Source organism: Streptomyces sp. NPDC006458, assembly GCF_040612135.1.
GTDB lineage: Bacteria > Actinomycetota > Actinomycetes > Streptomycetales > Streptomycetaceae > Streptomyces.
On the sequence record NZ_JBEXPR010000015.1, the window covers coordinates 26353 to 52514 of the forward strand.

At 70.4% G+C, this 26162-nt stretch carries 27 protein-coding genes and 1 pseudogene; 15 read left to right on the forward strand and 13 right to left on the reverse strand.

From position 1 onward, the window contains the following. Positions 1-17 precede the first annotated feature (17 nt). A complete protein-coding gene (locus tag ABZZ79_RS20990) occupies positions 18-1673 on the forward strand; it encodes an LCP family protein (protein WP_356690859.1) in 1656 nt (551 codons plus the stop codon). 165 nt (positions 1674-1838) lie between these two features. Here the strand turns inward: ABZZ79_RS20990 and ABZZ79_RS20995 are convergent, their stop codons facing one another. Continuing rightward, positions 1839-2867, reverse strand: a complete 1029-nt coding sequence (locus ABZZ79_RS20995; protein ID WP_356690861.1) for a glycosyltransferase family 2 protein — start codon at positions 2865-2867, stop codon at positions 1839-1841. 228 nt (positions 2868-3095) lie between these two features. Here ABZZ79_RS20995 and ABZZ79_RS21000 point away from each other — a divergent pair, with 228 nt between their 5' ends. Next, positions 3096-4457, forward strand: coding sequence for an LCP family protein (locus ABZZ79_RS21000; RefSeq protein ID WP_356690863.1), 1362 nt, complete (start codon positions 3096-3098; stop codon positions 4455-4457). 85 nt (positions 4458-4542) lie between these two features. Here the strand turns inward: ABZZ79_RS21000 and ABZZ79_RS21005 are convergent, their stop codons facing one another. Continuing rightward, a complete protein-coding gene (locus tag ABZZ79_RS21005; RefSeq protein ID WP_356690865.1) occupies positions 4543-5100 on the reverse strand; it encodes an acyl-CoA thioesterase in 558 nt (185 codons plus the stop codon). 119 nt (positions 5101-5219) lie between these two features. Here ABZZ79_RS21005 and ABZZ79_RS21010 point away from each other — a divergent pair, with 119 nt between their 5' ends. After that, positions 5220-6500 carry an LCP family protein gene (locus ABZZ79_RS21010; RefSeq protein ID WP_356690867.1) on the forward strand — a complete coding sequence of 427 codons (1281 nt, stop codon included), beginning with the start codon at positions 5220-5222 and terminating at the stop codon, positions 6498-6500. 49 nt (positions 6501-6549) lie between these two features. Here ABZZ79_RS21010 and ABZZ79_RS21015 read toward each other — a convergent pair whose 3' ends face one another. The 3 genes and pseudogenes from ABZZ79_RS21015 to ABZZ79_RS21025 form a co-directional block, all read right to left on the reverse strand. Beyond that, positions 6550-7368, reverse strand: coding sequence for a class I SAM-dependent methyltransferase (locus ABZZ79_RS21015; protein WP_356690869.1), 819 nt, complete (start codon positions 7366-7368; stop codon positions 6550-6552). Further along, a complete protein-coding gene (locus tag ABZZ79_RS21020) occupies positions 7365-8186 on the reverse strand; it encodes an SAM-dependent methyltransferase (RefSeq protein WP_356690871.1) in 822 nt (273 codons plus the stop codon). The genes ABZZ79_RS21015 and ABZZ79_RS21020 overlap by 4 nt, the downstream gene beginning before the upstream one ends. 40 nt (positions 8187-8226) lie before the next feature. Next, positions 8227-8716: pseudogene (locus ABZZ79_RS21025) on the reverse strand (ATP-binding protein). Positions 8717-8940: 224 nt separating this feature from the next. Between ABZZ79_RS21025 and ABZZ79_RS21030 the strand changes: the two are divergent. The 8 genes from ABZZ79_RS21030 (at position 8941) to ABZZ79_RS21065 (ending at position 14118) form a co-directional block, all read left to right on the forward strand. Continuing rightward, positions 8941-9789, forward strand: a complete 849-nt coding sequence (locus ABZZ79_RS21030) for a helix-turn-helix transcriptional regulator (protein WP_356690873.1) — start codon at positions 8941-8943, stop codon at positions 9787-9789. Between the two features lie 11 nt (positions 9790-9800). Beyond that, positions 9801-9989, forward strand: coding sequence for a DUF397 domain-containing protein (locus tag ABZZ79_RS21035; RefSeq protein ID WP_356690875.1), 189 nt, complete (start codon positions 9801-9803; stop codon positions 9987-9989). 453 nt (positions 9990-10442) lie between these two features. After that, positions 10443-10634: a hypothetical protein gene (locus ABZZ79_RS21040; protein ID WP_356690877.1), complete on the forward strand. Its 192-nt coding sequence runs from the start codon at positions 10443-10445 to the stop codon at positions 10632-10634. Further along, positions 10618-11142: a DUF6879 family protein gene (locus ABZZ79_RS21045; RefSeq protein WP_356690879.1), complete on the forward strand. Its 525-nt coding sequence runs from the start codon at positions 10618-10620 to the stop codon at positions 11140-11142. The genes ABZZ79_RS21040 and ABZZ79_RS21045 overlap by 17 nt, the downstream gene beginning before the upstream one ends. Then, positions 11139-11969, forward strand: a complete 831-nt coding sequence (locus tag ABZZ79_RS21050) for a helix-turn-helix transcriptional regulator (protein ID WP_356690881.1) — start codon at positions 11139-11141, stop codon at positions 11967-11969. Before ABZZ79_RS21045 ends, ABZZ79_RS21050 begins: the two co-directional genes overlap by 4 nt. Positions 11970-12503: 534 nt before the next feature. After that, entirely contained in the window at positions 12504-12728 is a 225-nt protein-coding gene (locus tag ABZZ79_RS21055) for a DUF397 domain-containing protein (RefSeq protein WP_356584535.1), read from the forward strand. Positions 12729-12821: 93 nt separating this feature from the next. After that, a complete protein-coding gene (locus ABZZ79_RS21060; protein WP_356690883.1) occupies positions 12822-13289 on the forward strand; it encodes a hypothetical protein in 468 nt (155 codons plus the stop codon). A 475-nt stretch (positions 13290-13764) separates the two neighbouring features. Next, a complete protein-coding gene (locus tag ABZZ79_RS21065; RefSeq protein ID WP_356691158.1) occupies positions 13765-14118 on the forward strand; it encodes a tyrosine-type recombinase/integrase in 354 nt (117 codons plus the stop codon). A gap of 199 nt (positions 14119-14317) precedes the next feature. On the opposite strand, the gene ABZZ79_RS21070 is transcribed toward ABZZ79_RS21065, so the two are convergent. Beyond that, positions 14318-15475 carry an acyl-CoA dehydrogenase gene (locus tag ABZZ79_RS21070; protein WP_356690885.1) on the reverse strand — a complete coding sequence of 386 codons (1158 nt, stop codon included), beginning with the start codon at positions 15473-15475 and terminating at the stop codon, positions 14318-14320. A 190-nt stretch (positions 15476-15665) separates the two neighbouring features. On the opposite strand from ABZZ79_RS21070, the gene ABZZ79_RS21075 reads away from it, so the two are divergent. After that, positions 15666-17009: a UDP-glucose/GDP-mannose dehydrogenase family protein gene (locus tag ABZZ79_RS21075; RefSeq protein ID WP_356690887.1), complete on the forward strand. Its 1344-nt coding sequence runs from the start codon at positions 15666-15668 to the stop codon at positions 17007-17009. A gap of 382 nt (positions 17010-17391) precedes the next feature. Here ABZZ79_RS21075 and ABZZ79_RS21080 read toward each other — a convergent pair whose 3' ends face one another. Then, a complete protein-coding gene (locus tag ABZZ79_RS21080) occupies positions 17392-17892 on the reverse strand; it encodes a CGNR zinc finger domain-containing protein (RefSeq protein ID WP_356690889.1) in 501 nt (166 codons plus the stop codon). A gap of 116 nt (positions 17893-18008) precedes the next feature. Between ABZZ79_RS21080 and ABZZ79_RS21085 the strand changes: the two genes are divergently transcribed. Beyond that, entirely contained in the window at positions 18009-18368 is a 360-nt protein-coding gene (locus tag ABZZ79_RS21085; protein WP_356690891.1) for a VOC family protein, read from the forward strand. 22 nt (positions 18369-18390) lie between these two features. On the opposite strand, the gene ABZZ79_RS21090 is transcribed toward ABZZ79_RS21085, so the two are convergent. Further along, complete coding sequence (locus ABZZ79_RS21090; RefSeq protein ID WP_356690893.1) at positions 18391-19509, reverse strand: dipeptidase; 1119 nt, start codon at positions 19507-19509, stop codon at positions 18391-18393. Between the two features lie 101 nt (positions 19510-19610). Then, entirely contained in the window at positions 19611-19970 is a 360-nt protein-coding gene (locus tag ABZZ79_RS21095; protein WP_356691160.1) for a MerR family transcriptional regulator, read from the reverse strand. A 55-nt stretch (positions 19971-20025) separates the two neighbouring features. Between ABZZ79_RS21095 and ABZZ79_RS21100 the strand changes: the two genes are divergently transcribed. Further along, positions 20026-21162 carry an alkene reductase gene (locus tag ABZZ79_RS21100; RefSeq protein WP_356690895.1) on the forward strand — a complete coding sequence of 379 codons (1137 nt, stop codon included), beginning with the start codon at positions 20026-20028 and terminating at the stop codon, positions 21160-21162. On the opposite strand, the gene ABZZ79_RS21105 is transcribed toward ABZZ79_RS21100, so the two are convergent. The 3 genes from ABZZ79_RS21105 to ABZZ79_RS21115 are packed head-to-tail and all read right to left on the reverse strand — an operon-like array spanning position 21111 to position 23955. Beyond that, a complete protein-coding gene (locus ABZZ79_RS21105) occupies positions 21111-22289 on the reverse strand; it encodes a dipeptidase (protein ID WP_356691162.1) in 1179 nt (392 codons plus the stop codon). The genes ABZZ79_RS21100 and ABZZ79_RS21105 overlap by 52 nt on opposite strands. Before the next feature lie 5 nt (positions 22290-22294). Next, a complete protein-coding gene (purE, locus tag ABZZ79_RS21110; protein ID WP_356690897.1) occupies positions 22295-22819 on the reverse strand; it encodes a 5-(carboxyamino)imidazole ribonucleotide mutase in 525 nt (174 codons plus the stop codon). Next, positions 22816-23955, reverse strand: coding sequence for a 5-(carboxyamino)imidazole ribonucleotide synthase (locus ABZZ79_RS21115; RefSeq protein ID WP_356690899.1), 1140 nt, complete (start codon positions 23953-23955; stop codon positions 22816-22818). Before ABZZ79_RS21115 ends, purE begins: the two co-directional genes overlap by 4 nt. Before the next feature lie 152 nt (positions 23956-24107). Here ABZZ79_RS21115 and ABZZ79_RS21120 point away from each other — a divergent pair, with 152 nt between their 5' ends. Next, complete coding sequence (locus tag ABZZ79_RS21120) at positions 24108-24701, forward strand: GtrA family protein (protein WP_356690901.1); 594 nt, start codon at positions 24108-24110, stop codon at positions 24699-24701. A 33-nt stretch (positions 24702-24734) separates the two neighbouring features. Here the strand turns inward: ABZZ79_RS21120 and ABZZ79_RS21125 are convergent, their stop codons facing one another. Beyond that, positions 24735-26003: an ATP-binding protein gene (locus tag ABZZ79_RS21125; RefSeq protein ID WP_356690903.1), complete on the reverse strand. Its 1269-nt coding sequence runs from the start codon at positions 26001-26003 to the stop codon at positions 24735-24737. Between the last annotated feature and the right edge of the window lie 159 nt (positions 26004-26162).

The following is a 26162-nucleotide window of genomic DNA, read 5'->3' on the forward strand; positions in this document are numbered from 1 at the left end:
GGTGGGGAGGACGGGAAATGACGCAGAGCAGTGTGCAAGGGGAGGGGACCCTGCAGCGGGTCCGGCACGCTGACGAGGCGAGTGCGGACGCCGGCCGGGCCTCGGCCGGCTCCGCGCCCGGCACCTCACCGGACACGGAGCCGGAGACACGGACCGAGGCGCTGGACGGCGGACGGCGGTCCCGGCGCGCGCCGCGGCGCGGCGCGCGCGTCCTGCGCTGGACGGCGGGCGCCGTGGCGCTGCTCATCGTGGGCACGGCCGGCGCCGGGTATCTCTACTACCGGCACCTGAACGCCAACATCAAAGAGGACCATCTCAACCTCGGCGACAGCGACGTCGCCGCGCCCACACCGAACGCCGCCGGGCAGACACCGCTGAACATCCTGCTCATAGGCTCCGACGCGCGTGACTCCGAGGCGAACCAGAAACTCGGCGGCGCCAAGGAGACGTTCGGCACGCCGCCGCGCGCGGACGTGCAGATGCTGCTGCACCTGTCCGCCGACCGCTCCAACATGTCGGTCATCAGCATGCCGCGCGACACTCTCGTCCAGATACCCAAGTGCACCGACCCCGACGACGGTCACGTCTACGAGGCGAGCGACAACCGCGACATGACCAACGTGAGCCTCAGCCACGGTGGTCCCGGCTGCACGGTGGCCACCTGGCAGGAGCTCACCGGCATCCACATCGACCACTTCGTCATGGTCGACTTCGCGGGCGTGGTGTCGATGGCCGACGCGATAGGCGGTGTCCCGGTGTGCGTGGACGCCAACATCCGCTCCCGGGACAGCCAGGGCCACGGCTCGGGCCTGCAGTTGGAGGAGGGCACCCACCCGGTCAAGGGCGAGCAGGCCCTGCAGTGGCTGCGCACCCGCTACGGCTTCGGCGACGGCAGCGACCTCCAGCGCGCCAAGGCCCAGCACATGTATATGAACTCCCTGGTCCGCGAGCTGCGTACGAACGCCACCCTGAGCAGCCCCAACAAGCTGCGCAAGCTCGCCGAGGAAGCCACCCGGGCGCTCACGGTCGACCCCGGTCTGAACAGCGTCAAGAAGCTCTACGACCTCAGCAACGAACTGCGGGGGGTGGCGCCGGACCGCGTCACCATGACCACGATGCCCAACCGCTATGTGGGCGCGCGCGTGGAGCCGACCGAGGACGCCGAGCAGTTGTTCCGGCTGGTGCGCGAGGACATCGCGCTGGACGGCAAGGACAAGAAGAAGAAAAAGAAGACGGAACAGGTCTCCAGCGACCCGGCCGCGCCGGACGCCGAGATCGCGGTCCAGGTCCAGAACGCCACGCGCACCGACGTGCTGGGCCCGGCCAACGGACGTGCCACGGAGGTGGCGGGTCTGCTCGCGCGGCAGGGCTTCACCGGTGCGGTGTTCGATCCCCTGACGCCCCCGGCCGAGAAGCGCACGGTGGTGCGGTTCCCCAGCGCCGACCTGGAGGGCGACGCGCAGGCGGTGGCCCGCGCCCTGAAGATCCCGCTGAGCGCGGTCCAGCGCTCGACGGACGTCAGCGGCGTCACCCTGGTCGTCGGCGCCGACTGGCGCGAGGGCACCACGTACAAGGTGCCCGCCCGGAGCGACAAGTTGCCCGACACCGCCGACGCCCTCAACGGCGCGGACGACGAGGCATGCATGCATGTGAACCCGGGGTTCACCTGGTGACGACGTCCGGCGCGGGCGATGGTGCCGCGCCGCCTCGGGCCCGGCCGGGCCGACGACGACACTGCCGCTGACGCTGCCTACTGCCCACTGACCACTGACGACTGACCACTGCCGCTGAGCGAACCGAGTCCGTGCGAGGACCGGTTCGCTCGTTCGCGTTCGCGGTCAGCGCTCGGCGAGCACCGCAGGCCGCCGCGACGCGATCACCTTGCGGGCCAGTGCCTTCGGGCTGGTCAGGAAGCCCCAGCCCCAGGACATGTGCATGGTGGCGAGGGCGAGGGGGATCTGGAGGCGGGCCTTGAGCGGCAGGCCGCCGCCCGCGGGGAGCGAGCCTGCGGTGATCGCGGCGAGGTAGCCGCCCGGGATCAGCAGGCCCCAGGGGGTGAGGGCCAGACCCACGACCAGGCCGGCCGCGATCGCGCAGACCGCCGTCGGCGGGGCGAGGTAGCGCAGGTTGATCGAGCCCGAGTGATAGCGGGCGACGACATGGCGCCAACGGCCGTAGTCCTTGTACTGCTTGGCCAGCGCCCGCACGCTCGGCCGCGGGCGGTACGACACCCTCAGCTCCGGCGAGAACCAGATCAGGCCGCCCGCCTCGCGGATGCGGAAGTTCAGCTCCCAGTCCTGGGCGCGGATGAACTCCTCGTTGTAGCCGCCCTGCTGCTCCAGCGCCTCCCTGCGGAAGACGCCGAGGTAGACCGTCTCGGCGGGCCCGGCCTGGCCTCCCGTGTGGAAGGCGGCGTTGCCCACGCCGATCTTCGAGGTCATCGCGGCCGCGACCGCGTGCTCCCAGTCGTTCTCGCCCTCGGCGTGCATGATCCCGCCGACGTTCTGCGCGCCGGTCTCCTCAAGGAGCCGTACGGCGGTCGCGATGTAGTCCGGCGAGAGCATGCCGTGCCCGTCGACGCGGACGACGACCGGATGCCGGGAGGCCTTGATCGCGGCGTTGAGGGCGGCGGGCGTGCGTCCGGTGGGGTTGGGCACGGTGTGCACGCGAGGGTCCTCGCGCACCAGTTCGGCCGCGATCTCGTCCGTACGGTCCGTGGACGGACCGAGGGCGATCACGACCTCCGTCTCACCGGCGTACTCCTGCGCGAGGATCGCCTGGACGGAACCGCGCAGATGCCGTTCCTCGTTGAGGACGGGCATGATCACGGAAACGGCGGGGAGCTGCACGTCGGACTTGGCGTTCATCGGTGCTCACGTTACCGCGAACGGGGGACACCAGTGCGCCCCGGCCGTGGCGGTGCACCGGGGTGGAGATCGTATCGGCCTACGGTGCTCACGGCTCCCGCGTACGGCCTCGACCGGAGGTGTCCCTTGCCCACGCCGCCCAGGTCGCCCGGCCGGCCCCAACCCCGCCCGCGGCCGTCCCGCCGCCCCCCACGCCCCGCCGCGCGGCCCAGACGGCCCCGCTGGGCCATGCGGGCGGTGACCAGCCTGTCGGTCGTGGTCCTGGCCGCCGCCGGGATCGGGCACGCGGTCGTCACCAGCCTCGACGCGGACATCGCGCGCGTCGACCCGTTCAAGGACATGAAGAACCGGCCGCAGGCCGGGCACGGCATGAACGTGCTGCTGGTCGGCACCGACGGCCGCGACCGGATCTCCGAGGCCGAGCGCCGCAAGTACCGCCTGGGCGGCGCGCCCTGCCGCTGCACCGACACGGTCATGATCGTGCACATCTCGGAGGACCGGGAGCGGGCGAGTGTGATCTCGCTCCCCCGCGACTCCTACGCCGAACTGCCCGCACACGTCGACCGGACGACGGGTGAGCGGCATCACGCGCATCCCATCAAGCTGAACGCCGCCTACGCCGAGGGCGGTCCCCAGCTGACCGTGCGGACGGTCGAGCACATGACGCATGTGAAGATCGACCACTATCTGGAGGTCGACTTCACCAGCTTCATGAAGACCGTCGACCACCTCGGCGGCGTCCGCATCTGCACGACGGCACCGCTGAAGGACTCCTACACCGGCCTGAACCTGCCCGCCGGCCCGCACGACCTCAAGGGCGGCCAGGCCCTGCAGTACGTCCGCGCCCGCCATGTCGACGGCGCCTCCGACCTCGGCCGTATGCAGCGCCAGCAGCGCTTCCTGGCGGCGCTGGTGGAGCGCGCGACCTCCTCGGGCGTCCTGCTGAACCCGCTGAAGTTCCGGGACGTGACCCGGGCCGTGCTCGGCTCGGTCCGCGCGGACAAGGGCTTCGGCACGGACGAACTCCTGGACCTGGGGCGGGCGATGCGCGACTTCTCCCCCTCGTCCTCGGAGTTCGCCACCGTCCCCATCGGGAAGATGGCCTACGCGGTCAAGGGCATCGGCTCCACCCTGAAATGGGACCCGGTGAAGTCGGCCAAGCTGTTCCGGGCGCTGCGCGAGGACCGGCCCCTGGCAGCGCACCGCCCGCGCAGGACGGCGGTCCGGGTCCCGGTGGCACCGCAGCAGATCCGGGTCCAGGTGGAGAACGGCACCCGCACCGCGGGTCTGGGCCGCCGTGTCGACGCCGCCCTGGCCGCGACCGGCTTCCGCACGACCCGGCAGCCCACCAACGCCGCCCGGCCGACGACCCGCCGTACCGTCGTCGCCCACGACCCCCGCTGGGACCGCTCGGCCAAGTCCCTCGCCACGGCCCTGCCCGGCAGTGAGCTGCGCGCGGTGAAGGGGCAGGGGGCGACGCTCAAGGTGATCGTGGGCACGGACTTCGAGAAGGTGCGCAAGGTCCGCGCGGAGGACGCCCGGCAGGGGGAGTTCGGGGTGGTGCGGGGCGACGAGGTGGGGTGCCCTTAGCCGGGGCGGGCCGGTTCGAGGGTGAACCCGTGGCCGGGGCGGGCCGGTCCGCTGGGAATCAGGCGGTACCGGGCCCGAGCCGGGGTCAGTCCTCGTAGCCCTCCGCCGCGCGCTTCTCCCGCAGTTCCCGGATCGCGCGACGGCGGGCGAGCCGGTGGGTGCGGCGGATCTGGGCCTCCTGGTAGCGACGCCTGTCACGCTCGGTCTCGGGGACGACCGGCGGCACCGAGCGCGGCTTGCCGTCGGCGTCGACCGCGGCGAAGACGAGATAGGCGGAGCCGACCTGGGTCGCGGGCGTGGACTCGTTCCAGCGTTCGGCCAGGACCCGCACACCGACCTCCATCGACGTACGTCCGGTCCAGTTGACCTGGGCCTTGACGTGGACGAGGTCGCCCACGCGGACCGGCTCCAGGAAGACCATCTCGTCCATGGAGGCGGTGACAGCGGGCCCGCCGCTGTGCCGGCCGGCCACCGCACCCGCCGCGTCGTCGACCAGCTTCATGATCACGCCGCCGTGCACCGTACCCAGGAGGTTGGTGTCGTTGTGGGTCATGATGTGGCTGAGCGTCGTCCGGGAAGCCGAGGTCGACTTGCCGGGAATGCCGGAATCGTCCATGTCGGCGTTGCTGGCCTGGTCTGTCATGGCCTCCACCTTATGCCGAACCGGCAGGTGGGAGCTTTGTGTCAGATTGGCAACAGCACTGCCCCTGTTTTCCGACCACTCTTGTGAAGCACACGCCTTCGACCGGCACACTGGGGCCCATGAACGATTGGCCCGAGGGATGGTCCGACGACAACCGCGGCAGACGCGGCCCCGCCTACGGTCGCGGTAGCGCCGACGCGCAGCCCGAGGGCGCCCGCGTGATGCCGCAGGTCCGGCGTGGGCCGGGCGGGAGCGGCCGCCAGGCTCCGCCGCAGCACCCCGGGGTTCCGCAGCAGCCGTCGTACGTCAACGGCGGCGGCGACCTCGACGGCTATGACAGCGGCTACAACACCGGCCAGGTCTACGGCGGCGGTCCCGGCGGCGCGGGCGGGGGCGGCTACTCCGACGGCGGCCGGCCCCGGCCGGACTGGCGGCGCCGGATCAAGTGGACCGCGATCACCGTCACCACGGTGCTGGTCGTCACGGCGGTCGGCACCTATTTCTGGGCCGACTCCAAGCTCAACCGCGAGGTCGACCTGTCCAAGGTCATCGAGCGGCCGGAGGGGGGCGAGGGCACGAACTACCTCATCGTCGGCTCCGACAGCCGCGCGGGCATGACCTCCGAGCAGAAGAAGAAGCTGCACACGGGGTCCGCCGACGGCAAGCGCACGGACTCGATGATGATCCTGCACACCGGCGACGGCGCCCCGACGCTGATCTCCCTGCCCCGCGACTCGGACGTGGAGATCCCCACCTTCAAGGGCTCCGAGTCCGGCAAGACCTACCCCGGCACCGGCCGGCACGTGAAGCTGAACGCCGCGTACGCCGAGGACGGGCCCGAACTGCTGGTGCGCACGGTCGAGTTCAACACCGGCCTGCACATCGACCACTACGTCGAGATCGGCTTCGCCGGGTTCGCGAACATCGTGGACGCCGTCGGCGGCGTCGAGATCGACATCCCGAAGGCCTTCAAGGACAAGAAGTCCGGCGCGGACTTCGAGGCGGGCAAGCAGACCCTGAACGGCGAGCAGTCCCTCGCCTTCGTCCGCACCCGTTACGCGTTCGCCCGATCCGACCTGGACCGCACCAAGAACCAGCAGAAGTTCCTGTCGGCCCTGGCCAGCCAGGTCGCCACCCCGGGCACGATCCTCAACCCCTTCAAGCTCTACCCGACCATGGGCGCGGGCCTGGACTCCCTGATCGTCGACGAGGACATGGGCCTGTTCGACCTGGCCGACATGTTCTGGGCGATGAAGGGCGTCAGCGGCGGCGACGGCAAGTCCATGAACATGCCGCTGGCGGGCTCCACGGGCGGCAACCTGCTGTGGGACAAGGACAAGGTCAAGACGCTGGTGAGCCAGCTGAAGAACGACGAGACGGTCACGGTGTCGGGCGACTGACCCGGCGGTGTCCTGCCGGACCGCTCACCGGTTCCGGCAGGTGACCGGGCTACGCCGTCGCCCGCGCGAGCAACGCCCCGTGCTCCAGGATCAGTTCGCCCCCGTCCGTGTACTCGGCCGCGGCGATACGGCCGTACTCCTCGCGGATGCGGGCGACGGTGCCGGGGTCCTGGGCCGTGACGATCAGGCCGATCGTGGCGAGGCCCGAGACCGCGGCGGTCCACCACTCCTCGACGCCCGCGCGGTGCTCGAAGCGGGTCTCGGCGCAGGCGGCGCCGGTGAAGCCCGCCTCCGTGAGCAGGGCGGCGACGCCCTCCGCGGTGCGAGGGAAGTCCTCCGCGGCCTCCAGGCGCGGCAGGCCGGGCGGCGGGATCACACCGGCGGCCTCCAGCGCGCGGCCGTACAGCTCCATGCCCGCCTGGCGGCCCGTGCTCCACAGGGTGAGGGCGAGGCGCCCGCCCGGCCTGAGGACACGGCGCAGCTCGGCGAGGGCGGTGCGGGGGCGGCCGACGTGGTTGAGCACGAAGTTGCCGACGACCGCGTCGAACTCGCCGTCCGCAAAGGGCAGTTCGGGCAGGGCGGCGACCTCGGCGGCGACGCCCCGGCCGCGTGCCGCCGCCGCCATCGCGGGCTCGGCGTCCACAGCCCGCACCCGCGCACCGCGCTCCTGGGCGGCGAGGGCCGCCGTGCCCGTGCCGGTGCCGACGTCCAGGACGTACGTCCCGGCGCCGACGTCCGCCGTGTCCAGCAGCTCCGGCACCGGGTGCGCGCAAAGCCGGGCGAAGGTCGAGCCGTAGGCCTCGGCGCGCCCGGCCCACATCCGCCGCTCCGCGGTGTCGAAGGCGGTGGCGGGGTCGGCCGGGCTCACGGCTTGCGCCCGACTCCCGCGAAGTGCGTGACCTGGGCGGGCTCGCCGCCCGGCTCGGGCCGCCAGCGGGAGCAGCTGACGATGCCGGGCTCCAGCAGCTCGACGCGGTCGAAGAAACCTGCGAGGTCGTCGCGGGTGCGCAGGGTCATGAGGGCCGAGCCCTGGCTGTTCCAGTACTCGACGGCCTGGGTCATCGCCTCGCCGTCGACCTCGGTCGTGGGGTGCGATATCGCGAGGTGGCTGCCGGAGGGCAGGGCGTCCAGCAGGCGGTGCACGACGGAGGCGGCCTCGTCGGTGTCCATGACGAAGTTGAGGATGCCCAGCATGGTGACCGCCACGGGGCGCTCAAGGTCCAGCGTCGCGGCCGCCCCGCGCAGGATCGCCTCGGGGTCGTGGATGTCCGCCTCGATGTAGTCGGTGGCTCCCTCACGGGTGCTGGTGAGCAGCGCGTGGGCGTGGTTCAGCACGAGCGGGTCGTTGTCGACGTACACGATCCGGCACGAAGGGTCGACGCGCTGGGCAACCTCATGGGTGTTCTCCGCGGTCGGCAACCCGGTCCCGATGTCCAGGAACTGCCGCACCCCCGCCTCCCCGGCGAGGTACCGCACCGCCCGCGCGAGGAAGGCACGGTCGGCGACGGCCGAGCGGGGCAGCTCCGGCACGAACGACAGGATCTGGTCACCGACCTCCTGGTCCACCGGGTAGTTGTCCTTGCCGCCCAGCCAGTAGTTCCAGATCCGCGCCGAGTGGGACACGTCCGTGCGCAGGCGGTTCACCCGGCCGACGCCTTCGTCGTGGGTGTGGAGGGGGTCGGACATGAGGTGGGTCTCCTTGGTCGTGAACGATCCGATCGCGCCCTCAACCTAGACACAATCGGCCGTCCGCGTCGGCCACTTGGTCAATACGGCTCCGTACCTCGAACCAAAGCAGCTTCCCGGCCCCGCGCCCGAGGAGTTCGTCACCGAGTGTCAGGCCGCCCCACGAGTCGGCGTACTCCCGCACGAGACGCAGTCCCCGTCCGCTGTCCGCGTCAGGCGGGGCGGGCGCGACCCGGCCCCCGGGCGGTTCGGCGAAAGGAGCGGGGATGTGCGGGTCGCCGTCCCATACGCCGACCCGCAGCCGCCCGTCGCCCAGCGCGGTGAGCCGGCAGGGAGCAGGGGCCACGGGTGTGCCGGTAGGCGTTGCCGACCAGCTCAGACGTCAACAGCTCGACGGTGTCCCGCAGTTCCGGCCTGCCGTGCCCGTCGAGAGCGGCCCGCACGGTCATCCGTGCGACGCGTGCGGCTCTGAGGTCGTGCGGCAGGCGAAGGGCGTACACCCAGGTGTCGGGCAGGGATACGGTGCGCATGTAGACCTCCGCGAGAAGGGAGACAGGGCTGACCCAACGGCCGCGCCGGGCGGTGGCAGTGCCTGGGGTAGGTGCGCTTCCGGCTTATGGGGCGGGGAATTGGGCGACTGAGCACAACGTAGCCGCATCGATGGAAGTTCTTCCATCAGATCTGCGAAGATCTACCAGCAACCATCCGTGTGAGTGACGCCGCGAGCCCTTGTTCAGGAGAGACTCGACTCACCATGCCCCCAGCTCCCACCCTGACCCTGCGCCAGCAGCGCCTCGGCACCGAGTTGCGCAAGCTCCGCGAGCGCGCCGGACTGACGTCGACCGCCGCGGGCGCGCTCCTCGGCAGCCCTCAGGCCCGCATCAGCAATATCGAAGCCGGGCGGTACGCGGTGAGCGCCGACCGCGTGCGCACACTGGCCCGCAACTACAGCTGTGCCGACGAGGCCTACGTCGACGCACTCGCCGGCCTGACCGGGGCCCGCCACAAGGGCTGGTGGGAGCAGTACCGCGACAACCTGCCGTCGGGCCTCCTAGACCTGGCCGAGCTCGAACACCACGCGGCAGCGCTGCGAGTCGCCGTCACCGTCCACATGCCAGGTCTGCTTCAGACCCCCGAGCACGCCCGCGCCACGATGCGCGAGGCGGTGCCGCCGCTGCGCCCGTACGAGATCGAGCACCGCGCCTCGTACCGCGTGAAACGTCAGGCCGTCCTGTTCGAGGGGCCGACGCCTTACACAGCCGTCGTCCACGAGGCGGCCTTGCGCATGGGGTTCGGCGGCCCCGACGTGGCCCGAGCCCAGCTCCAGCACCTCCTGGAGATGAGCGAGGAGCCCACCGTCACCGTCCTGGTGCTGCCCTTCGGGCAGACCGGCTTCCCGGCCGCCGGCCAGCCGATCACGTACGCGACCGGGCCGGTCCCTCAGCTCGACACCGTCGTCCTGGACACCGACCACGGCTGCGAATTTCTCGACGCCGAGGCCCAGTTGCACCGGTACCGCTCTGTACTGGACCGCATGGAGTCACGCGCCCTCCCGGAGCCCGCGTCCCGGGACCTGATCCACCGCATCGCCACAGACCTCTGAGGAGCCGTCCCGTGCCCGAACTCACCTGGCAGAAGTCGACGTACAGCGCCGAGGCGGCCAACTGCGTCGAGATAGCCGCCACCCCCACCACCATCCACGTCCGCGACTCCAAGAACCCCACCGGCGCCCGCCTCGCTTTCCCGGCCCCTGCCTGGGCGGACTTTCTCGTCGGCGCGTCGGGGCCCGACGACGGCGCATAAGACGGCGCGTGTCCCTCGTCCGGGCCGGAAATCTGCATCTGGCCGCCGTGACCTGTTCTCCCCACCGCTCGTTGCCCCACCTCACCTGCGCGGCAGGGTAGGCGCGGACAGCGACAGCCCCCGGCCGGGGGCGGCAGATTGCGCGCCATCACGATCCGCTGAACCTGATTCGTGCCTTCATAAATGCTTTACGGGTCATACGGCGCTGACCTGCACGGACACCCCTCTTGGCGGAGCCCTCCCCAGCATTTCCCCATGGTCGTCAGGAGTCTGCCCAGGTCGGCGCCGTACTGGCGGCAGCCTCCCCGACCGGTCGGAGGAGCGGCAGGCTCCGGGGAGGTTACGCGGTTTCCCGTTCCGTCAACCGTGATCGCTTGACCCGCGCGCCCTGGCCTCGGGAGCATCAACCCAGATGCGGGGTACTGGCAGCACGGGAGAGGGGAAACCCAGACCATGAAGGTCACCAAGCTGGTCAGCACGTGCGACATCAAGGACTGCCCGACGATCTACGCGACGGATCGCGGCACGCTCTTGGTTCAGGGGGAGACTCCGGCCGACCACGGGCTTCAGATTCCCGCTAACGAAACCCTGGTCGAGATCCCGATGGAACTGATCCAGAAGGCCATCCGTGACAACCTCATCTAGGACCCTCGGCGACCTCTTCGACACGTTCCAGCGTGAGGCGTTCCGGCTCGAAACCCTCAATGACTACAGCAAGTCGGGGAACGTCGATGCCTATCACGCGTTCCTGGCCGGGGAGCCACAGCCGGACGAATACAACGCGGGCTGGGTCGAAGAACTCCGCTCACACACCGGAAAAGGGAAACGAGTCTACCGGGTGCACATTCTGCGTCGCCCGCTCACGGACTATCTTAGGTTCGAACTCGGGTGGGGATACCGGAAGAACATGTCCGGGGGCGAGGAGTTCTTCATTTTGGACATCACCGACAGGCCGAACCCCCTGCAGAGCGTACCTGACTTCTGGCTCTTCGACTCCGAGTCCGTGGCCGTGATGAACTACGACGGCGCCGGAAAGTACCTGGGCTCGAAAGTCCTGTCATCGGAACGAACAGCGGAATTCGCCGGGCACCGTGACGCGGCGCTCACCCACGCGGAACCGTTCACGGAATGGTGGGCCAAGTACGGGGCGTGAACAGAGCACAGCTTGGGGCCGCGCTGCGGGCCCTGCGAGTAGCTTCCGGCAAGGAGGCCAAAGCGGTGGCCCGCAGCGCCCTCATGTCTCCGTCCAAGCTGTCCAAGATTGAAAACGCGAAGCTCGCGGCCAGCGCGACGGACGTAGAGCGCATCCTGACCGCCATCGGTGTCTCGGATGAGGTCAAGGCGGAGTACACCGAAGCTGCGCGGGCATCGGCAACGGAGGCAACGGCATGGCGTCTGTTGAAGCGCATAGGAGTCCACAAGGGCCAGCAAGCCGCCAAGGCCCTTGAAGCCCAGATGTCCACGCTCCGGCTGTTTCAACCGGCCCTGGTGCCGGGCTTGCTCCAGACGCCGGAGTACATCCGTGCCGTTCTCCAACGGCACAATCTGAGTGAGGACTCTCTCTCCCGTACAATCAACGGCAGGCTTGAACGTCAAGCGGTCCTCTACGACAACGCCAAGTCGCTGCGATTCATCATCACAGAGCCAGTCCTGCGGTGGCGCATTGTCCCGCCACAGATGATGGCGGCACAGCTCGACCGAATCGTTTCCATTTCCCGCCTGCCTCATGTGGAGATCCGTGTAGTCCCGTTGCGGATTCAGCAGCGCGACATTGCGAATCATGCGTTCGTCATCCGCGACGATCGAATGGTCACAGTTGAGACCGTCCACGCCGAGGTAGTTGTCACGGACCCTAGGGACGTTGGTCTCTACGTCGAGAAGTTCGAGGGATTCGAACAAGTGGCATTGTCTGGTGACCACATGCGGGGCTTGGTCGAAGGTATCCGCGACGACTTTTTGCGGGAACAGGAAACAGGCTAGAGCAGCATCCACAGCCCGCCGAAGACGGCGCCATGGAGAGCGAAGAGAGAACTTCAGATCCTGGAACCCACACGACAGCACGGACGTGCCTGTCGGGGCCACCTCGCGAGCCATCACCCAAACCCGGTTGCGCTGACTGCCTGTCCATATCGGTAGCCCGCGAGAACGCTCGCTCCACGTTCGACTACAGCGCCGCATCCGACGCCAATGTATGGATGCGCCAGCACCACGCAGAGGTGCACGCGTCATGAGCAAGGGAACAGGCTCAATGCTCTTCGCCGACCGACCCCTGATGACCATGCGGGTCTCTCGCGACTCAGGGCAGACCTGGGGGCCGGAGCAAGCCGTGGCCACGACGGACGATCTTCCGCCGCTGCTCACAAGCGCTTGGCCGCCATGCGAGTGCTGGCGCTGCGCGGAACGCGGCCAAGGTTCCAGGCGCTGAAGTCTCTCCCTCTCCTCCATGAACTCCCGCCCGACATGGGCGGCGGCGGTCAGCCATGGCCGCGATCAGTTGAGCAGGAAGGTGCAGTGATGCTGAACGGAACCGACCTGTACGCGCTCGACATCGACGGGGCCTCGTTCGTGAAGGCGTGCGGCGGCCCCTGCACCGAGGGGTGCGTGACCCTGGCCCGCATCGGCGACGACGCATGGGCTCTGGGTGACAGCAAGCGGCCGGGCGCCGAGCCGCTGAGGTTCACCACGGAGGAGCTGGACGCGGCCGGGATCGACCCGGCGCGGTTCGGTCTGTCCGTCTGACCCACCCCTCTCCAGTCGGTCCCGGCCTATCCCTCCATCGGGTCGGGACCGGCTGGCCCTTCGCCCCTCAAGAGAATTGAACGGGAACGACTGGTGCACCATCACGGCTATCTGTGGACCGGCCCGAAACAGCGTTTCGACCAGGAAACGCTACGGCGGCCCCCACATCCCGAGCCGCCCCCGGCCGGAAGCAAACCGGAACTCATCCAGCGCTACCGGGAAGTGGCGGCGGAGTTCCCAACCGTTGATCTGCCTCCGCTGGAAACTGCGTATTGGCTGGTCAAGCCGCATTCGTTAGTTCGTGGCACGTGGGATGAGGCGAAGGAAGGGGCGGCCTGGCTCGGGGAGCGGTTGGCGGAGTACGCGCCCCGGTGCGCCTCGGAGAGGGACCGTGACACCACCCATCTGGCCGCCCTGATCAACTCCGCTGCTGAGCAGTTGGGTTCGGGGGCTGATGTGTCGCTCGGGTTCTACCTCGAACGGCCCTCGTACCTGTCTCTGGCGGTGGTGACGTGTTCCCCGAATCGCTCGAAGCCTGAACTGGCGTGCCCTGCCCCGTAGTCGAAGCAACAACGAAGCCCCGGCCAGTGGCCACGGCTGTTCCCTTGGTTGGTTAGAGCAGCGCACGGAAGGGGTTTGAGTCCGCGAGCGGTTTCGCCTGCTGCGGTTGGGCCCCGACGTACGGGAGAACCTGAGACGACGTGGCCCGGCCACCGTGTATTTCGATCCGGGCCCGAACCTGTCCTCAAGGCTGAGCGGCGGCGATGCTCGATGCCGCTCCTCCGCGATACCGAGCGATGCTGTGGCTCATGGCCGGGTGTGGACTGCGGCTGGGTGAGGCCATGGCGGTATCCCGCGATCAGATCGACTTCATGGCCGAGACGCTTCGCGTCGACTTCCAGATTGCGGAGGACGGAGATACCGAGTCGGGGAAGAACAGCGCGATCCAGCGTCGGCACATCAAGGCTCGTGACGAAGCGAGCCAGGGCGTACCGTCCCCCTCCCGCCGAACGTCGCCTTCGAGCTTCGGCGGCACATCAAGAACCACGGCGTATGGGGGCCGGAACGGCTTCTCTTCCCCAACGTGACGCGTACTGGCTACCTCTACGCGTCGTACTTCTACCCGAAGATCTGGATGGAGGCTCTGGGCCAGGGGCAGGTGAAGTACTGCAAGGCTCACTCACTTCGGCACTACTACGGGTCGCGGCTGCTGTACGCCGGAGTCCCCGAGAACGACGTGGCCGACTGGATGGGCCACAGCAGTACGGACGTTCTGAGGGAGCACTACCACTACATCTTCGAAGGGGCCGAGCAGCGCGGCCGGGCCGCCATCGCAACGATGCTCACGCCCGGCGCCGACGACCCTGCGAAGGCGTCAGAGATTGCCTGATCCGCATACGACAACAGCCCCCGGCATCGCGCCGGGGGCTGCGTTGTTTGTGCAGGTCAGTGGCCGTTTCCAGCCCGACATCCGCCCAGGATTCCCCCAGCATGACGCCCAGGAACGGCCCTGATCAGGCCGCAACGGACGGAAAGCCCAGGATGCCCATGCGGACCCTCGAAACCGCCCCTGACCTGCAAAAACCCTGCTAGGGGAGGTTCCTGGCCATGACGATGCGCTGGACCTGGTTCGTGCCCTCGTAGATCTGGGTGATCTTGGCGTCGCGCATCATGCGCTCGACCGGGTAGTCACGGGTGTAGCCGTAGCCGCCGAGCAGCTGGACGGCGTCCGTAGTGACCTCCATGGCGACGTCCGAGGCGAAGCACTTGGCGGCCGCGCCCAGGTAGGTGAGGTCCGCGTCGCCGCGCTCCGAGGCCGCGGCGGCCTGGTAGGTCAGCGCGCGGGCGGCCGAGATCTTCATGGCCATGTCGGCGAGCATGAACTGGATGCCCTGGAAGTCGGCGATCGGCTTGCCGAACTGCTTGCGCTCCTTGACGTAGCCCTTGGCGTAGTCGAGGGCGCCCTGGGCGACGCCGAGGGCCTGGGCGGCGATGGTGATGCGGGTGTGGTCCAGGGTCTTCATCGCGGTGGCGAAGCCCGTGCCCTCCTCGCCGATCATGCGGTCGGCGGGGATGCGGACGTTGTCGAAGTAGACCTCGCGGGTCGGGGAGCCCTTGATGCCGAGCTTCTTCTCGGGGGCGCCGAAGGAGACACCCTCGTCGCCCTTCTCGACGACGAAGGCCGAGATGCCCTTGGAGCGCTTCTCCGGGTCCGTCACGGCCATCACCGTGTAGTACTCGGAGACGCCCGCGTTGGTGATCCAGCGCTTCACGCCGTTGAGGATCCAGTGGTCGCCGTCGCGGACCGCGCGGGTCTTCATGCCGGCCGCGTCGGAGCCCGCCTCCGGCTCGGAGAGGCAGTAGGAGAACATGCCCTCGCCCTTGGCGAGCGGGGTCATGTACTTCTTCTTCAGGTCCTCGGAGCCGGACAGGATCACCGGCAGGGAGCCCAGTTTGTTCACGGCCGGGATCAGGGAGGACGAGCAGCACACGCGCGCCACCTCCTCGATCACGATCACCGTGGCGAGCGCGTCGGCGCCCGCGCCGCCGTAGGACTCGGGTACGTGGACGGCGTGCAGGTCGTTCGCGACCAGCGCGTCGTGGGCCTCCTGCGGGAAGCGGGCCTCCTCGTCCACCGCGGCGGCGAACGGGGCGATCTTCGCCTCGGCCAGGGAGCGGACGGCGTCGCGGAGCATGTCGTGCTCTTCGGACGGGCGGTACAGGTCGAAGTCAGCCGATCCGGCCAAGGTCTCTCACGCTCCAAAGACGCTACTGACGCTAATTACCGTTAAGTAACCCAAATTTTAGTGCGTCCCCTCCCGAGGCGGATACGTGAGGTAGACGACAACGCGGAAAGTGCCCGCTGAATGGGCTCCGCGGGCCCCGGCTATGCTCGGGCAGCGCATCACCGTCGCCGCACTCCTGGAGCGTTCTTCCATGGCCCTGAAGATCACCGTGATCGGCACCGGCTATCTCGGCGCCACCCACGCCGCGGCCATGGCCGAGCTGGGCTTCGAGGTACTGGGTCTCGACGTCGTCGAGGAGAAGATCGACCTGCTGCGGCGGGGCGAGGTGCCGATGTACGAGCCGGGCCTGGCGGAGCTGCTGCGCAAGCACGTGGCCGGGATCGAGGGCTCGTCCGGGCGGCTGCGCTTCACCACCGACTACGCCGAGGCCGCCGCGTTCGGCGATGTGCACTTCGTCTGCGTCAACACCCCGCAGCGGCACGGCGACTACGCCTGCGACATGTCCTACGTCGACTCCGCCTTCGCCTCGCTGGCCCGGCATCTGACCGGCCCCGCGCTGGTGGTCGGCAAGTCGACCGTGCCGGTGGGCTCCGCGGAGCGCCTGGCCGCCTATCTGGCCGAGCACGCGCCGGCCGGGGTGGACGCGGAGGTCGCCTGGAACCCGGAGTTCCTGCGCGAGGGCTTCGCGGTGCAGGACACCCTGCACCCGGACCGGATCGTGGTCGGCGTGCGCAGCGAGCGCGCCGAGAAGCTGCTGCGCGAGGTGTACGCGACGCCGGTCGGCGAGGGCACCCCGTTCGTGGTGACCGACTTCCCCACCGCCGAGCTGGTGAAGACCTCCGCGAACTCCTTCCTCGCCACCAAGATCTCCTTCATCAACGCCATGGCCGAGGTCTGCGAGGCCGCGGGCGGCGACGTCGTCCAGCTGGCCGAGGCCATCGGATACGACGACCGCATCGGCAAGAAGTTCCTGCGCGCCGGGATCGGCTTCGGCGGCGGCTGTCTGCCGAAGGACATCCGGGCGTTCATGGCCCGCGCGGGCGAGCTGGGCGCGGACCAGGCGCTGACCTTCCTGCGCGAGATCGACTCGATCAACATGCGCCGGCGCGGCCAGATGGTGGAGATGGCCCGCGAGGCCCTCGGCGGCGGCTCGTTCCTGGGCCGGCGCGTGGCGGTGCTCGGCGCCAGCTTCAAGCCGGACTCCGACGACGTACGGGACTCGCCCGCGCTCAACGTCGCCGGGCAGATACACCTCCAGGGCGGCCAGGTGACCGTCTACGACCCGAAGGGCATGGCCAACGCGCGGCGGCTGTTCCCGACCCTGGGTTACGCCGACACGGCGCTGGAGGCGGTGCGCGGCGCGGACGTCGTCCTGCATCTGACCGAGTGGCGGGAGTTCCGCGAGCTGGACCCGGCCCGGCTGGGCGAGGCGGTCGAGCAGCGGGTGATCCTCGACGGGCGCAACGCGCTGGACCCGGAGCTGTGGCGGCGGGCCGGCTGGACGTACCGGGCGATGGGACGCCCCACGGCCTGAGTGCCGTGGAGGACCGGGCGCCGCGGGAGACCGTCGAGGGCGCCGCGGGAGACCGTCGAGGGCGTGGCGGGAGACCGTCGAGGGCGTGGCGGAGCTTCGGGGCTTTCACAGGCCCACGGGCCTTCACCGGTCCACGGGCCTTCCGGTCCACCGGCCTTCACGGGCCCACGGGGGCTTGACGATTCCACGAGCCTTGGCCGGTCCACGGGGGCTAATGGGCCCTGGCGTCCGTCGGGCAGGCAACGGCGTTCGCCGCGAACTGGCGACGCCGGTTCGGCCGAGGCTCAGTCGGCCGAACCGGCGTCTTCCCGCATTCTGCCCCACACACTCCCGCCGCGGCCGGTGAACGTCACGCGCCTCACGCATCCTTTGCGCAGCAGGGCTATTTCGCCCGGTACCGCCGCATCTTCGCGCGCGCCCCGCACACCTGCATCGAGCACCAGCGGCCGCGTCCGGCCGGGCTGCGGTCGTAGTACGCCCAGTGGCAGGTGTCCGATTCGCACGCCTTGAGGCGGGTCCACGTACCGGCGACCAGGGCCTCGGCGACCGCGGCGGCGACGCGCGAGAGCAGGGGGCCGTCGTCCGCGGGTGTCAGCCGGGCCGAGCCGTCACCGTCTTCGACGGTCAGCAGCAGGGGCGCGCCGGCGAGCAGCGTGCCGAGCGGGGCGACCGTGCGGTGCGGCGGGTGGCCGGCGTGGGCGAGGAGGGTCGCGCGCAGGGATTCACGCAGGTCGCGGGCGTGCACCAGCTCCTCCTCGGTGAGACCGAGACGCGCCCGCCCGTCCGCCGTGTCGAGCGCGTCGGCGCCCGACTCGATGTCCAGCGTGTTGACCAGGGACTCGATCAGGGCGAGGCCTCCGGGCGCGGGTGATCTCTCGCTCATGGCTGCACGCTACCTCCCCGATCTCCCTTGCGACGTTACCTCTTATGGAGGACCATGGGGTAACGGTTACCGGTTACCAGTACTTAGCGGTAACCCCGTATTCCCGAGGAGGAGTCATGGCTGTCGCCGAACTGGGTGTCGTCGTCCTGGACTGCCCCGATCCCGCCGCGCTCGCCGGGTTCTACGCCGCCGTCCTGGGCGGCAGCGTCGAGGGCGAGGGCGAGTGGGTGGATCTGAAGGTGCCGGGCGGCCAGTCGCTGGCGTTCCAGGCCGCGCCGGGCTTCGTGCCGCCGAAGTGGCCGGCCGCCGATCACTCCCAGCAGTTCCATCTGGACCTGAACGTCCGGGATCTGGACGCGGCAGAGAAGGAGGTGCTCGCCCTGGGCGCCCGCCCACTGGACGCCGAGGACCGGGCACGGGGCTGGCGGGTGTACGCCGACCCGGCGGGTCACCCCTTCTGTCTCTGCGCGAGCTGAGACCCCGTGGTGGATCCCGCGGTCAGCCGTCCAACTCGGCGATCCTCGCTGTCGACGGCTCGCGGCGCTGCTGAGCGGCGCGGGCCGTGGAGTCGGCGGTGCGCAGCACGCGCTGGACGTTGCCCCAGGTGAGCAGGGCGATGTCGGCCGCCGGCCAGCCACGCTGGAACAGCTCGGCGACGAGACGCGGGTACCCGGAGGCGTCGCCGAGGTCCTGGGGGTGGGCCGCGCCGGAGTCGTAGGTGCCGGACAGACCGACGCAACCGGGCCCGGCGACCGCACGGACGTGGTCGAGATGGTCGGCGACGTCCCGCACGGTCGGCCCGGTCTGCTCGGCGGTCAGCGGCACCATGCACAGGCCTCCCGCCGCACCCAGCTCGGCGAGCAGGTCGTCGGGCAGGTTGGACGGGTGGGGGCGCAGCGCGCGGGCGGCGGAGCGGGTGCACATCACGGGCGCCCTGGACAAAGTGATCGTGCGGGCGACGGTGGCCTCGGAGGCGCCGGACAGGTCGGCGAGGACCCCGAGCCGGTTCATCTCGCGCACGACCTCCTCGCCGAACCGGGTCAGCCCGGCCTCGCTGGCCCAGGAGGTGCCGCTGAGGGTGAGGACACGCAGCCCGAGCCGGTGCAGGACACGCAGGATGGGCAGGGAGTCGTCCAGGGCGGCGGCCGTGGCCGGGCCGAGCAGGACGGCGACGCGTCCGCAGTTGCGGGCGTCGATGACCTGCCCGGCGGTGCGGGCCGGACGCAGCCCCTCGGCGTGCGAGCCGATGACCGAGCGCACCAGGTCGAGCTGCTCCAGCGTGGCGCCCACGGCCCGGTCGGCAGCCAGCCCCTCGGGCAGTTGCAGCGACCAGAACAACGCCCCGACCTGTCCCTCCCGCAGCCGTGGCACATCCGTGTCGACCGCGCTCTCACCGAGCTGGAGGTCGTACCAGGGCAGGTGCCGCAGCGCCCAGGGCAGTCCGCTGTAGCCGTCGGCGACGGGGTGCGTGGCCAGCAGGGCGTGCGCCTGTTCGAGCGGAGCGGCCCCCTCGGGGACGGCCAGGGACGGCTCGGGGACCGTCTCCTCGAACGGCTCCGCGAGAGGCAGCTCGGCGATCCCGGTGCTGGGGTGCAGTTCGTCGTGGAGGTCGGCCATGACGGTCTCCGTATGTCGGGATCACGGCGCGCTCCGCCGTACCGTCACCGTCGCACGGGCGTCCGGGGCCTTCCTGGTGGGCGGGCCCGTTCGGGGGTATGTCAGCCGTCGCTCGCCACCTGGATCACCTCGTCCAGGGTGTCCCGGGAGCGCACCAGGTCGGCGATCATCCGGTCGATGCGCCGGCGCTCGGCGGCGAGGTCGGCGACCAGCCTCGGTGTGGCGATCTCGGAGGGGCCGCCGTCGGCGTCCCGCATGCACGGCAGCAGCTGCCGGATCTTGTCGCTGTGCAGTCCGGCCGCGAACAGCTCCTGGATCAGCACCACCCGGTCGACGGCGGCCTCCGCGTAGTCCCGGTGGCCGCCGGGCGTGCGCTCGGCGCGCAGCAGCCCCTGGGTCTCGTAGTAGCGCAGCGACCGCTCGCTCACACCGGTCCGCCGGGCCAGTTCACCGATCCGCACCGTCCGCACCTCCGGGCTTGAATCTGACACTGATGTCAGCTTCTACGGTACGGCCATGACGCAGACGACAGCACTCTTCGAGCCCGCCGCACTCGGTCCCCTCGCCCTCCCCCACCACCTCGTGATGGCCCCGCTCACCCGCAACCGCGCGGCCGAGGACGGCACACCCACGGACCTGATGGTCGAGTACTACGTCCAGCGCGCCTCGGCCGGGCTGATCATCGCCGAGGCGGCCACGCCGAACGCGGTCGGGCAGACGTACCCGAACATCACCGCGATCCACACCCCGGCCCATGTGGCCGGATGGCGGCGGGTGACGGACGCCGTGCGGGCGGCCGGCGGGCGGATGTTCCTCCAGCTCCAGCACGGCGGCCGGGTGGGTCATCCGGCGACCAGCGGCCACCTTCCGGTCGCGCCCTCGCCGGTGCCGCTGCCGGAGACGATCTTCACGCCCGAGGGCCACCGGACGGCCGTCGTGCCGAGGGAGCTGTCCGCCGGGCAGATCCGGGAGACGGTCGCGGACTTCGCGGCCGCCGCGCGCCGCGCGCTCGACGCCGGGTTCGAGGGCGTGGAGGTGCACTCCGCAAACGGGCATCTGCTGCACCAGTTCCTGTCCCGCAACACCAACCTCCGCACCGACGGCTACGGCGGCCCGGTGGAGAACCGGATCCGCTTCACCGCGGAGGTCGTCGAGGCCGTGGCCGCGGAGATCGGCCCCGAGCGGGTGGGGCTGCGCGTCTCCCCCGGCAACACGGTCAACGGCATCGACGAGGGCGAGACCGACGAGCTGTACCCGGCGCTGGTCGCACGTGTGAAGGGGCTCGGGCTCGCCTATCTGCACATCGTGCACGCGGTCCCCGACTCGGCACTCCTGCGGCGGCTGCGCCGGGACTGGCCGGGCACGCTGATCGGCAACCCGGTCCTCACCGACCTCACCACCGACGCCGTGCGCACGGCTGCGGAGGAGATGCTCGCCGCCGGAGCGGACCTGGTCGCCCTCGGCCGCCCGTTCCTCGCCAACCCCGATCTGGTGCGGCGGCTGCGCCTCGGCGCCCCGCTGAACCCGGTGCGCGAGCGGTACTTCATGTACACGGGCGGGGCGGCCGGGTACACCGACTACCCCGCCCTCGGGGAGGACGGTCAGCCGTCGAGCGACTCGATCGTCGCGTTGGACGGGGCGCACGTGGCCTGACGGTGGCGGGCCACGTCCTCCGCCGCGTCCAGCACCCGGACCGCGTTCTGCCAGGTCAGCTTGGCGAGGTCGGCGTTGGACCAGCCGCGGTCGTGGAGTTCGGCGAGCAGGTGCGGGTAGGTGGAGACATCGCCGAGGCCCTCGGGTGTGAAGGCCGTGCCGTCGTAGTCGCCGCCGATGCCGAGGTGGTCGACGCCCGCGACCTCACGCATGTGGTCGAGGTGGTCGGCGACCGTCGACACCGTGGCGACCGGGCGCGGGTGCAGCTGCTCGAAGGCCGCGTGGACCTTCATGGCCTCGGGGGTGGTGTCGAGGTGGTGGAAGCCGTGGACGCGCATGTTGTCGTCGGCGGCGGCCGTCCAGTCGACCGCGGCCTGGAGCACGAACTTCGGCACGAACGTCACCATCGCCATGCCGCCGTTGGCGGGCAGCCGCTCCAGGATGTTGTCGGGGACGTTGCGCGGGTGGTCGCACACGGCCCGCGAGGAGGAGTGGGAGAAGATCACGGGGGCCGTGGAGGTGTCCAGCGCGTCCCGCATCGTCGTCGCGGCCACGTGGGAGAGGTCCACCAGCATGCCGAGGCGGTTCATCTCCCGCACGACCTCGCGGCCGAACGCGGACAGCCCGCCGACGTTCGGCTCGTCCGTCGCGGAGTCCGCCCAGTCGACGTTGTCGTTGTGGGTGAGGGTCATGTAGCGCACGCCCAGCGCGTACAGACCGCGCAGCGCGCCCATCGAGTTCGCGATCGAGTGCCCGCCCTCGGCGCCCATCAGCGAGGCGATCCGGCCCTCGCCGCGCGCCGCCTCCAGGTCCGCGGCCGTGAACGCGGCTCGCAGCTCACGCGGATGACGGTCGATCAGCTGCCGTACGCAGTCGATCTGCTCCAGCGTCGCCGTGACCGGGTCGGGCAGGTCCGTGCGCACGTACACCGACCAGTACTGCGCGCCGACCCCGCCCTCGCGCAGCCGGGGCAGGTCCGTGTGCAGACGGCCGTCCTGCCGTACGGCGATGTCCCGGGCGGCGAGGTCGTAGCGGACCTGCTCGCGCAGGGCCCACGGCAGGTCGTTGTGACCGTCGACGACCGGGAACTCCGCGAGGAGTTCCCGGACTGCCTCCAGGGCGGTCATCGCGGTCACTTCCCGAAGCCGAAGCCGCCGACGGACCCCTCGACCTTGGCGCGCAGGCGCTTGCCCTTCTCGGTGGCCTGGTCGTTCAGTTCCTGCTGGAACTCCCGCATCTTCGCCAGCAGCTCCTCGTCGTGCGCGGCGAGGATGCGGGCGGCCAGCAGACCGGCGTTGCGGGCCCCGGCCACGGACACGGTCGCCACCGGAACACCGGCCGGCATCTGCACGATCGACAGCAGGGAGTCCATGCCGTCGAGGTACTTCAGCGGCACCGGCACGCCGATGACCGGCAGCGGCGTGACGGAGGCGAGCATGCCGGGCAGGTGCGCGGCGCCGCCCGCCCCGGCGATGATCGCCTTCAGACCCCGGTCCGCGGCCTGCTCGCCGTACGCGATCATCTCGCGCGGCATGCGGTGGGCGGAGACGACGTCGACCTCGTAGCCGATCTCGAACTCGTCGAGGGCCTGGGCGGCGGCTTCCATGACCGGCCAGTCGCTGTCCGACCCCATGACGATGCCAACAACAGGGCTCATTCGGTGATGGTGCCTCTCAGGTAGTCGGCAGCGTGACGCGCGCGCTCCAGCACGTCGTCCAGGTCGTCGCCGTAGGTGTTGACGTGACCGACCTTGCGGCCGGGCTTCACGTCCTTGCCATACATGTGGATCTTGAGCTTGGGGTCGCGGGCCATGCAGTGCAGGTACGCGGAGTACATGTCGGGGAAGTCGCCGCCGAGGACGTTCGCCATGACCGTCCAGCGCGCCCGCGGGCGCGGGTCGCCCAGCGGAAGGTCCAGGACCGCGCGGACATGGTTGGCGAACTGGCTGGTGACCGCGCCGTCCTGGGTCCAGTGGCCGGAGTTGTGGGGGCGCATCGCCAGCTCGTTGACGAGGATGCGGCCGTCGCGGGTCTGGAACAGCTCGACGGCGAGGTGGCCGACGACCCCGAGCTCCTTGGCGATGCTGAGCGCCATCTCCTCGGCCCTGAGGGCGAGCGCCTCGTCCAGGCCGGGGGCCGGGGCGATGACCGTGTCGCAGACGCCGCCGACCTGGCGGGACTCCACGACCGGGTAGGCGACGGCCTGGCCGTGCGGGGAGCGGACCACGTTGGCGGCCAGCTCACGGACGTAGTCGACCTTCTCCTCGGCGAGGACCGGGACGCCCGCCTTGAAGGGCTCGGCGGCCTCCTCGGCGGAGTCCACGACCCACACGCCCTTGCCGTCGTAGCCGCCGCGGACGGTCTTGAGGACCACGGGGAAGCCGTCGCCCTCCGCGGCGAACGCGGCCACGTCCTGCGGGCCGGAGACGATCCGGTGCCGTGGACAGGGCACACCGATCGCGTCGAGCCTCGCGCGCATCACCCCCTTGTCCTGGGCGTGCACCAGCGCGTCGGGGCCGGGGCGCACGGGAATGCCGTCCGCCTCCAGAGCCCGCAGATGCTCGGTGGGAACGTGTTCGTGATCGAAGGTGATCACATCGCACCCGCGCGCGAAGTCACGCAGCGTGTCGAGATCGCGATAGTCGCCGATGACGACATCGCTCACGACCTGCGCCGCGGAATCCTGCGGGGTGTCACTGAGGAGCTTGAACCTGATGCCGAGCGGGATGCCCGCCTCGTGTGTCATACGAGCGAGCTGACCCCCGCCGACCATGCCGACTACCGGGAACGTCACGCCCCCAGGGTATCCGCCGCGCGGGGACGGCCGGATTCCGCTCCTGACCGGGCCCCGTCGGCAACCTCTGTGCTCCGCGGCAAGCGATCACCGGAGGGGGGTGGTTAGCATGACCGAGTTGACGATTTCCGACGGACGGGGCCTTCATCGCCATGGGACGTGGTTCCTCGGGGCTTCACTCGGCGCCGCCCGGCGCGCTGCGGCTGCGCATCGACCACCTGCTCCGGGAGGTGGCGAAGTTCGGCGCCGTCGGCGGTGCGGGGCTGCTGGTCAACCTCGGCGTGTTCAACCTGGTACGCAGTGTCACCGACCTCCAGGTGGTGCGGGCCAGCGTCGTCGCCACGGTCGCGGCGATCGTCTTCAACTACATCGGGTTCCGGTACTTCACCTACCGCGACCGCGACAAGAGCGGCCGCACCCGTGAGATGACCCTGTTCATCGTGTTCAGCGCGATCGGCCTGGTCATCGAGAACGGTGTGCTGTACGCGGCGACGTACGGGCTCGGCTGGGACAGCCCGGTGCAGAACAACGTCTTCAAGTTCCTCGGCATCGGTGTCGCGACCCTGTTCCGCTTCTGGGCCTACCGCAGCTGGGTCTTCAAGACCCTGCCGCAGGAGACGCCCGCCCCGCGGGCCACCGCCGCCACCGAGCCGCCCGGCACGGCCCGGACCGGCTCGGGCAGGGCCGCCCACCGCTCCGCCGGCGGGGCACGGTCGGGACGGCAGCGGGTCAGGCAGCGGGTCTGAGGGCCGCCACGGCAACGCGCCCGGCCGGGCCCCTCACCGCACCGTGGGGGCGTTCTCCTCGGGCTTCAGCGGGGCCGTGCGGGACAGAAACAGGCCGAAGACCGGAGGCTGGGCCTGGAGCATCTCCAGCCGGCCGCCGTCGGCCTCGGCGAGGTCACGGGCTACGGCGAGGCCGATACCGGTGGAGTTGCGGCCGCTGATGGCCCGCTCGAAGATGCGCGCGCCGAGGTCGGCCGGGACGCCCGGCCCCTCGTCCGTGACCTCGATGACGGCCTGGTTGCCGGTGACCCTGGTGCGCAGGGCGACGGTGCCGCCGCCGTGCATGAGGGAGTTCTCGATCAGCGCCGCCAGCACCTGCGCGACCGCGCCCGGAGTGCCGACCGCCTGGAGGTGCTGCTTGCCGGAGCTGACGATGGCCCGGCCCACACCGCGGTACGCGGGGCGCCACTCGGCGAGCTGCTGCTGGATGACCTCGTCGAGGTCGAAGGTGACGGCGGAGCCGGTACGCGGGTCACGGGCGTTGGTCAGCAGCCGCTCGACGACGTCCGTGAGGCGTTCCACCTGGGTCAGCGCGATGGTCGCCTCCTCCTTCACCGTCTCCGGGTCGTCGGTGAGGGTGATCTCCTCCAGCCGCATCGACAGCGCGGTGAGCGGGGTGCGCAACTGGTGGGAGGCGTCCGCGGCCAGCCGCCGCTCGGCGGTCAGCATGCGGCCGATGCGCTCGGCGGAGGCGTCCAGCACGTCGGCGACCCGGTCCAGCTCGGGGACGCCGTAGCGCTTGTGGCGCGGGCGCGGGTCGCCGGAGCCGAGGCGTTCGGCGGTCTCGGCGAGGTCGGTGAGCGGGGAGGCCAGACGGCTCGCCTGGCGCAACGCGAGCAGGACCGCCGCGATGACCGCGAGCAGGGCCACCGCGCCGATGATCAGCAGGGTGCGGCCGACCTCGCGGGTGATCTGCGAGCGGGGCTCCTGGACGGTGACCGTCTCGCCCTCCTCGCCCCGCGCGGTGTGCTCGATGACATCGCCGTCGGGCTCGTCCCCGATCTCGATGGCCTCCCGGCCTGGGATGCGGATGACCGCGTAGCGGGCGTCGCCGACCTGTTCGCGCAGGATCTCCGCGGAGATCTGCTCGTCCCCGAGGATCCGCCCGTCGACGATGCCAGCCAGCCGCACGGACTCGGAGTTCACCCGCTCCTGGGCGGTGGTGGTGATCGTCCTCGTCTCGACGATCACCAACGACACGCCGAACACGGCGATCACGACGAGCACGACAGCGAGCGTGGACTGAATCAGACGACGACGCACAGATCCTCCGGGAGCGGCTTCACAACCACCAGTCTGCCAACATCCCCGACATCAACGCCCCAAGCGGCCGTCCCATGCCCTCGGGGGGTTGCCGTCGCCGATCGGCCGCAGGTCGTCACGGGCTTGTCGCGCAGTTCCCCGCGCCCCTGAAGGGGTTGC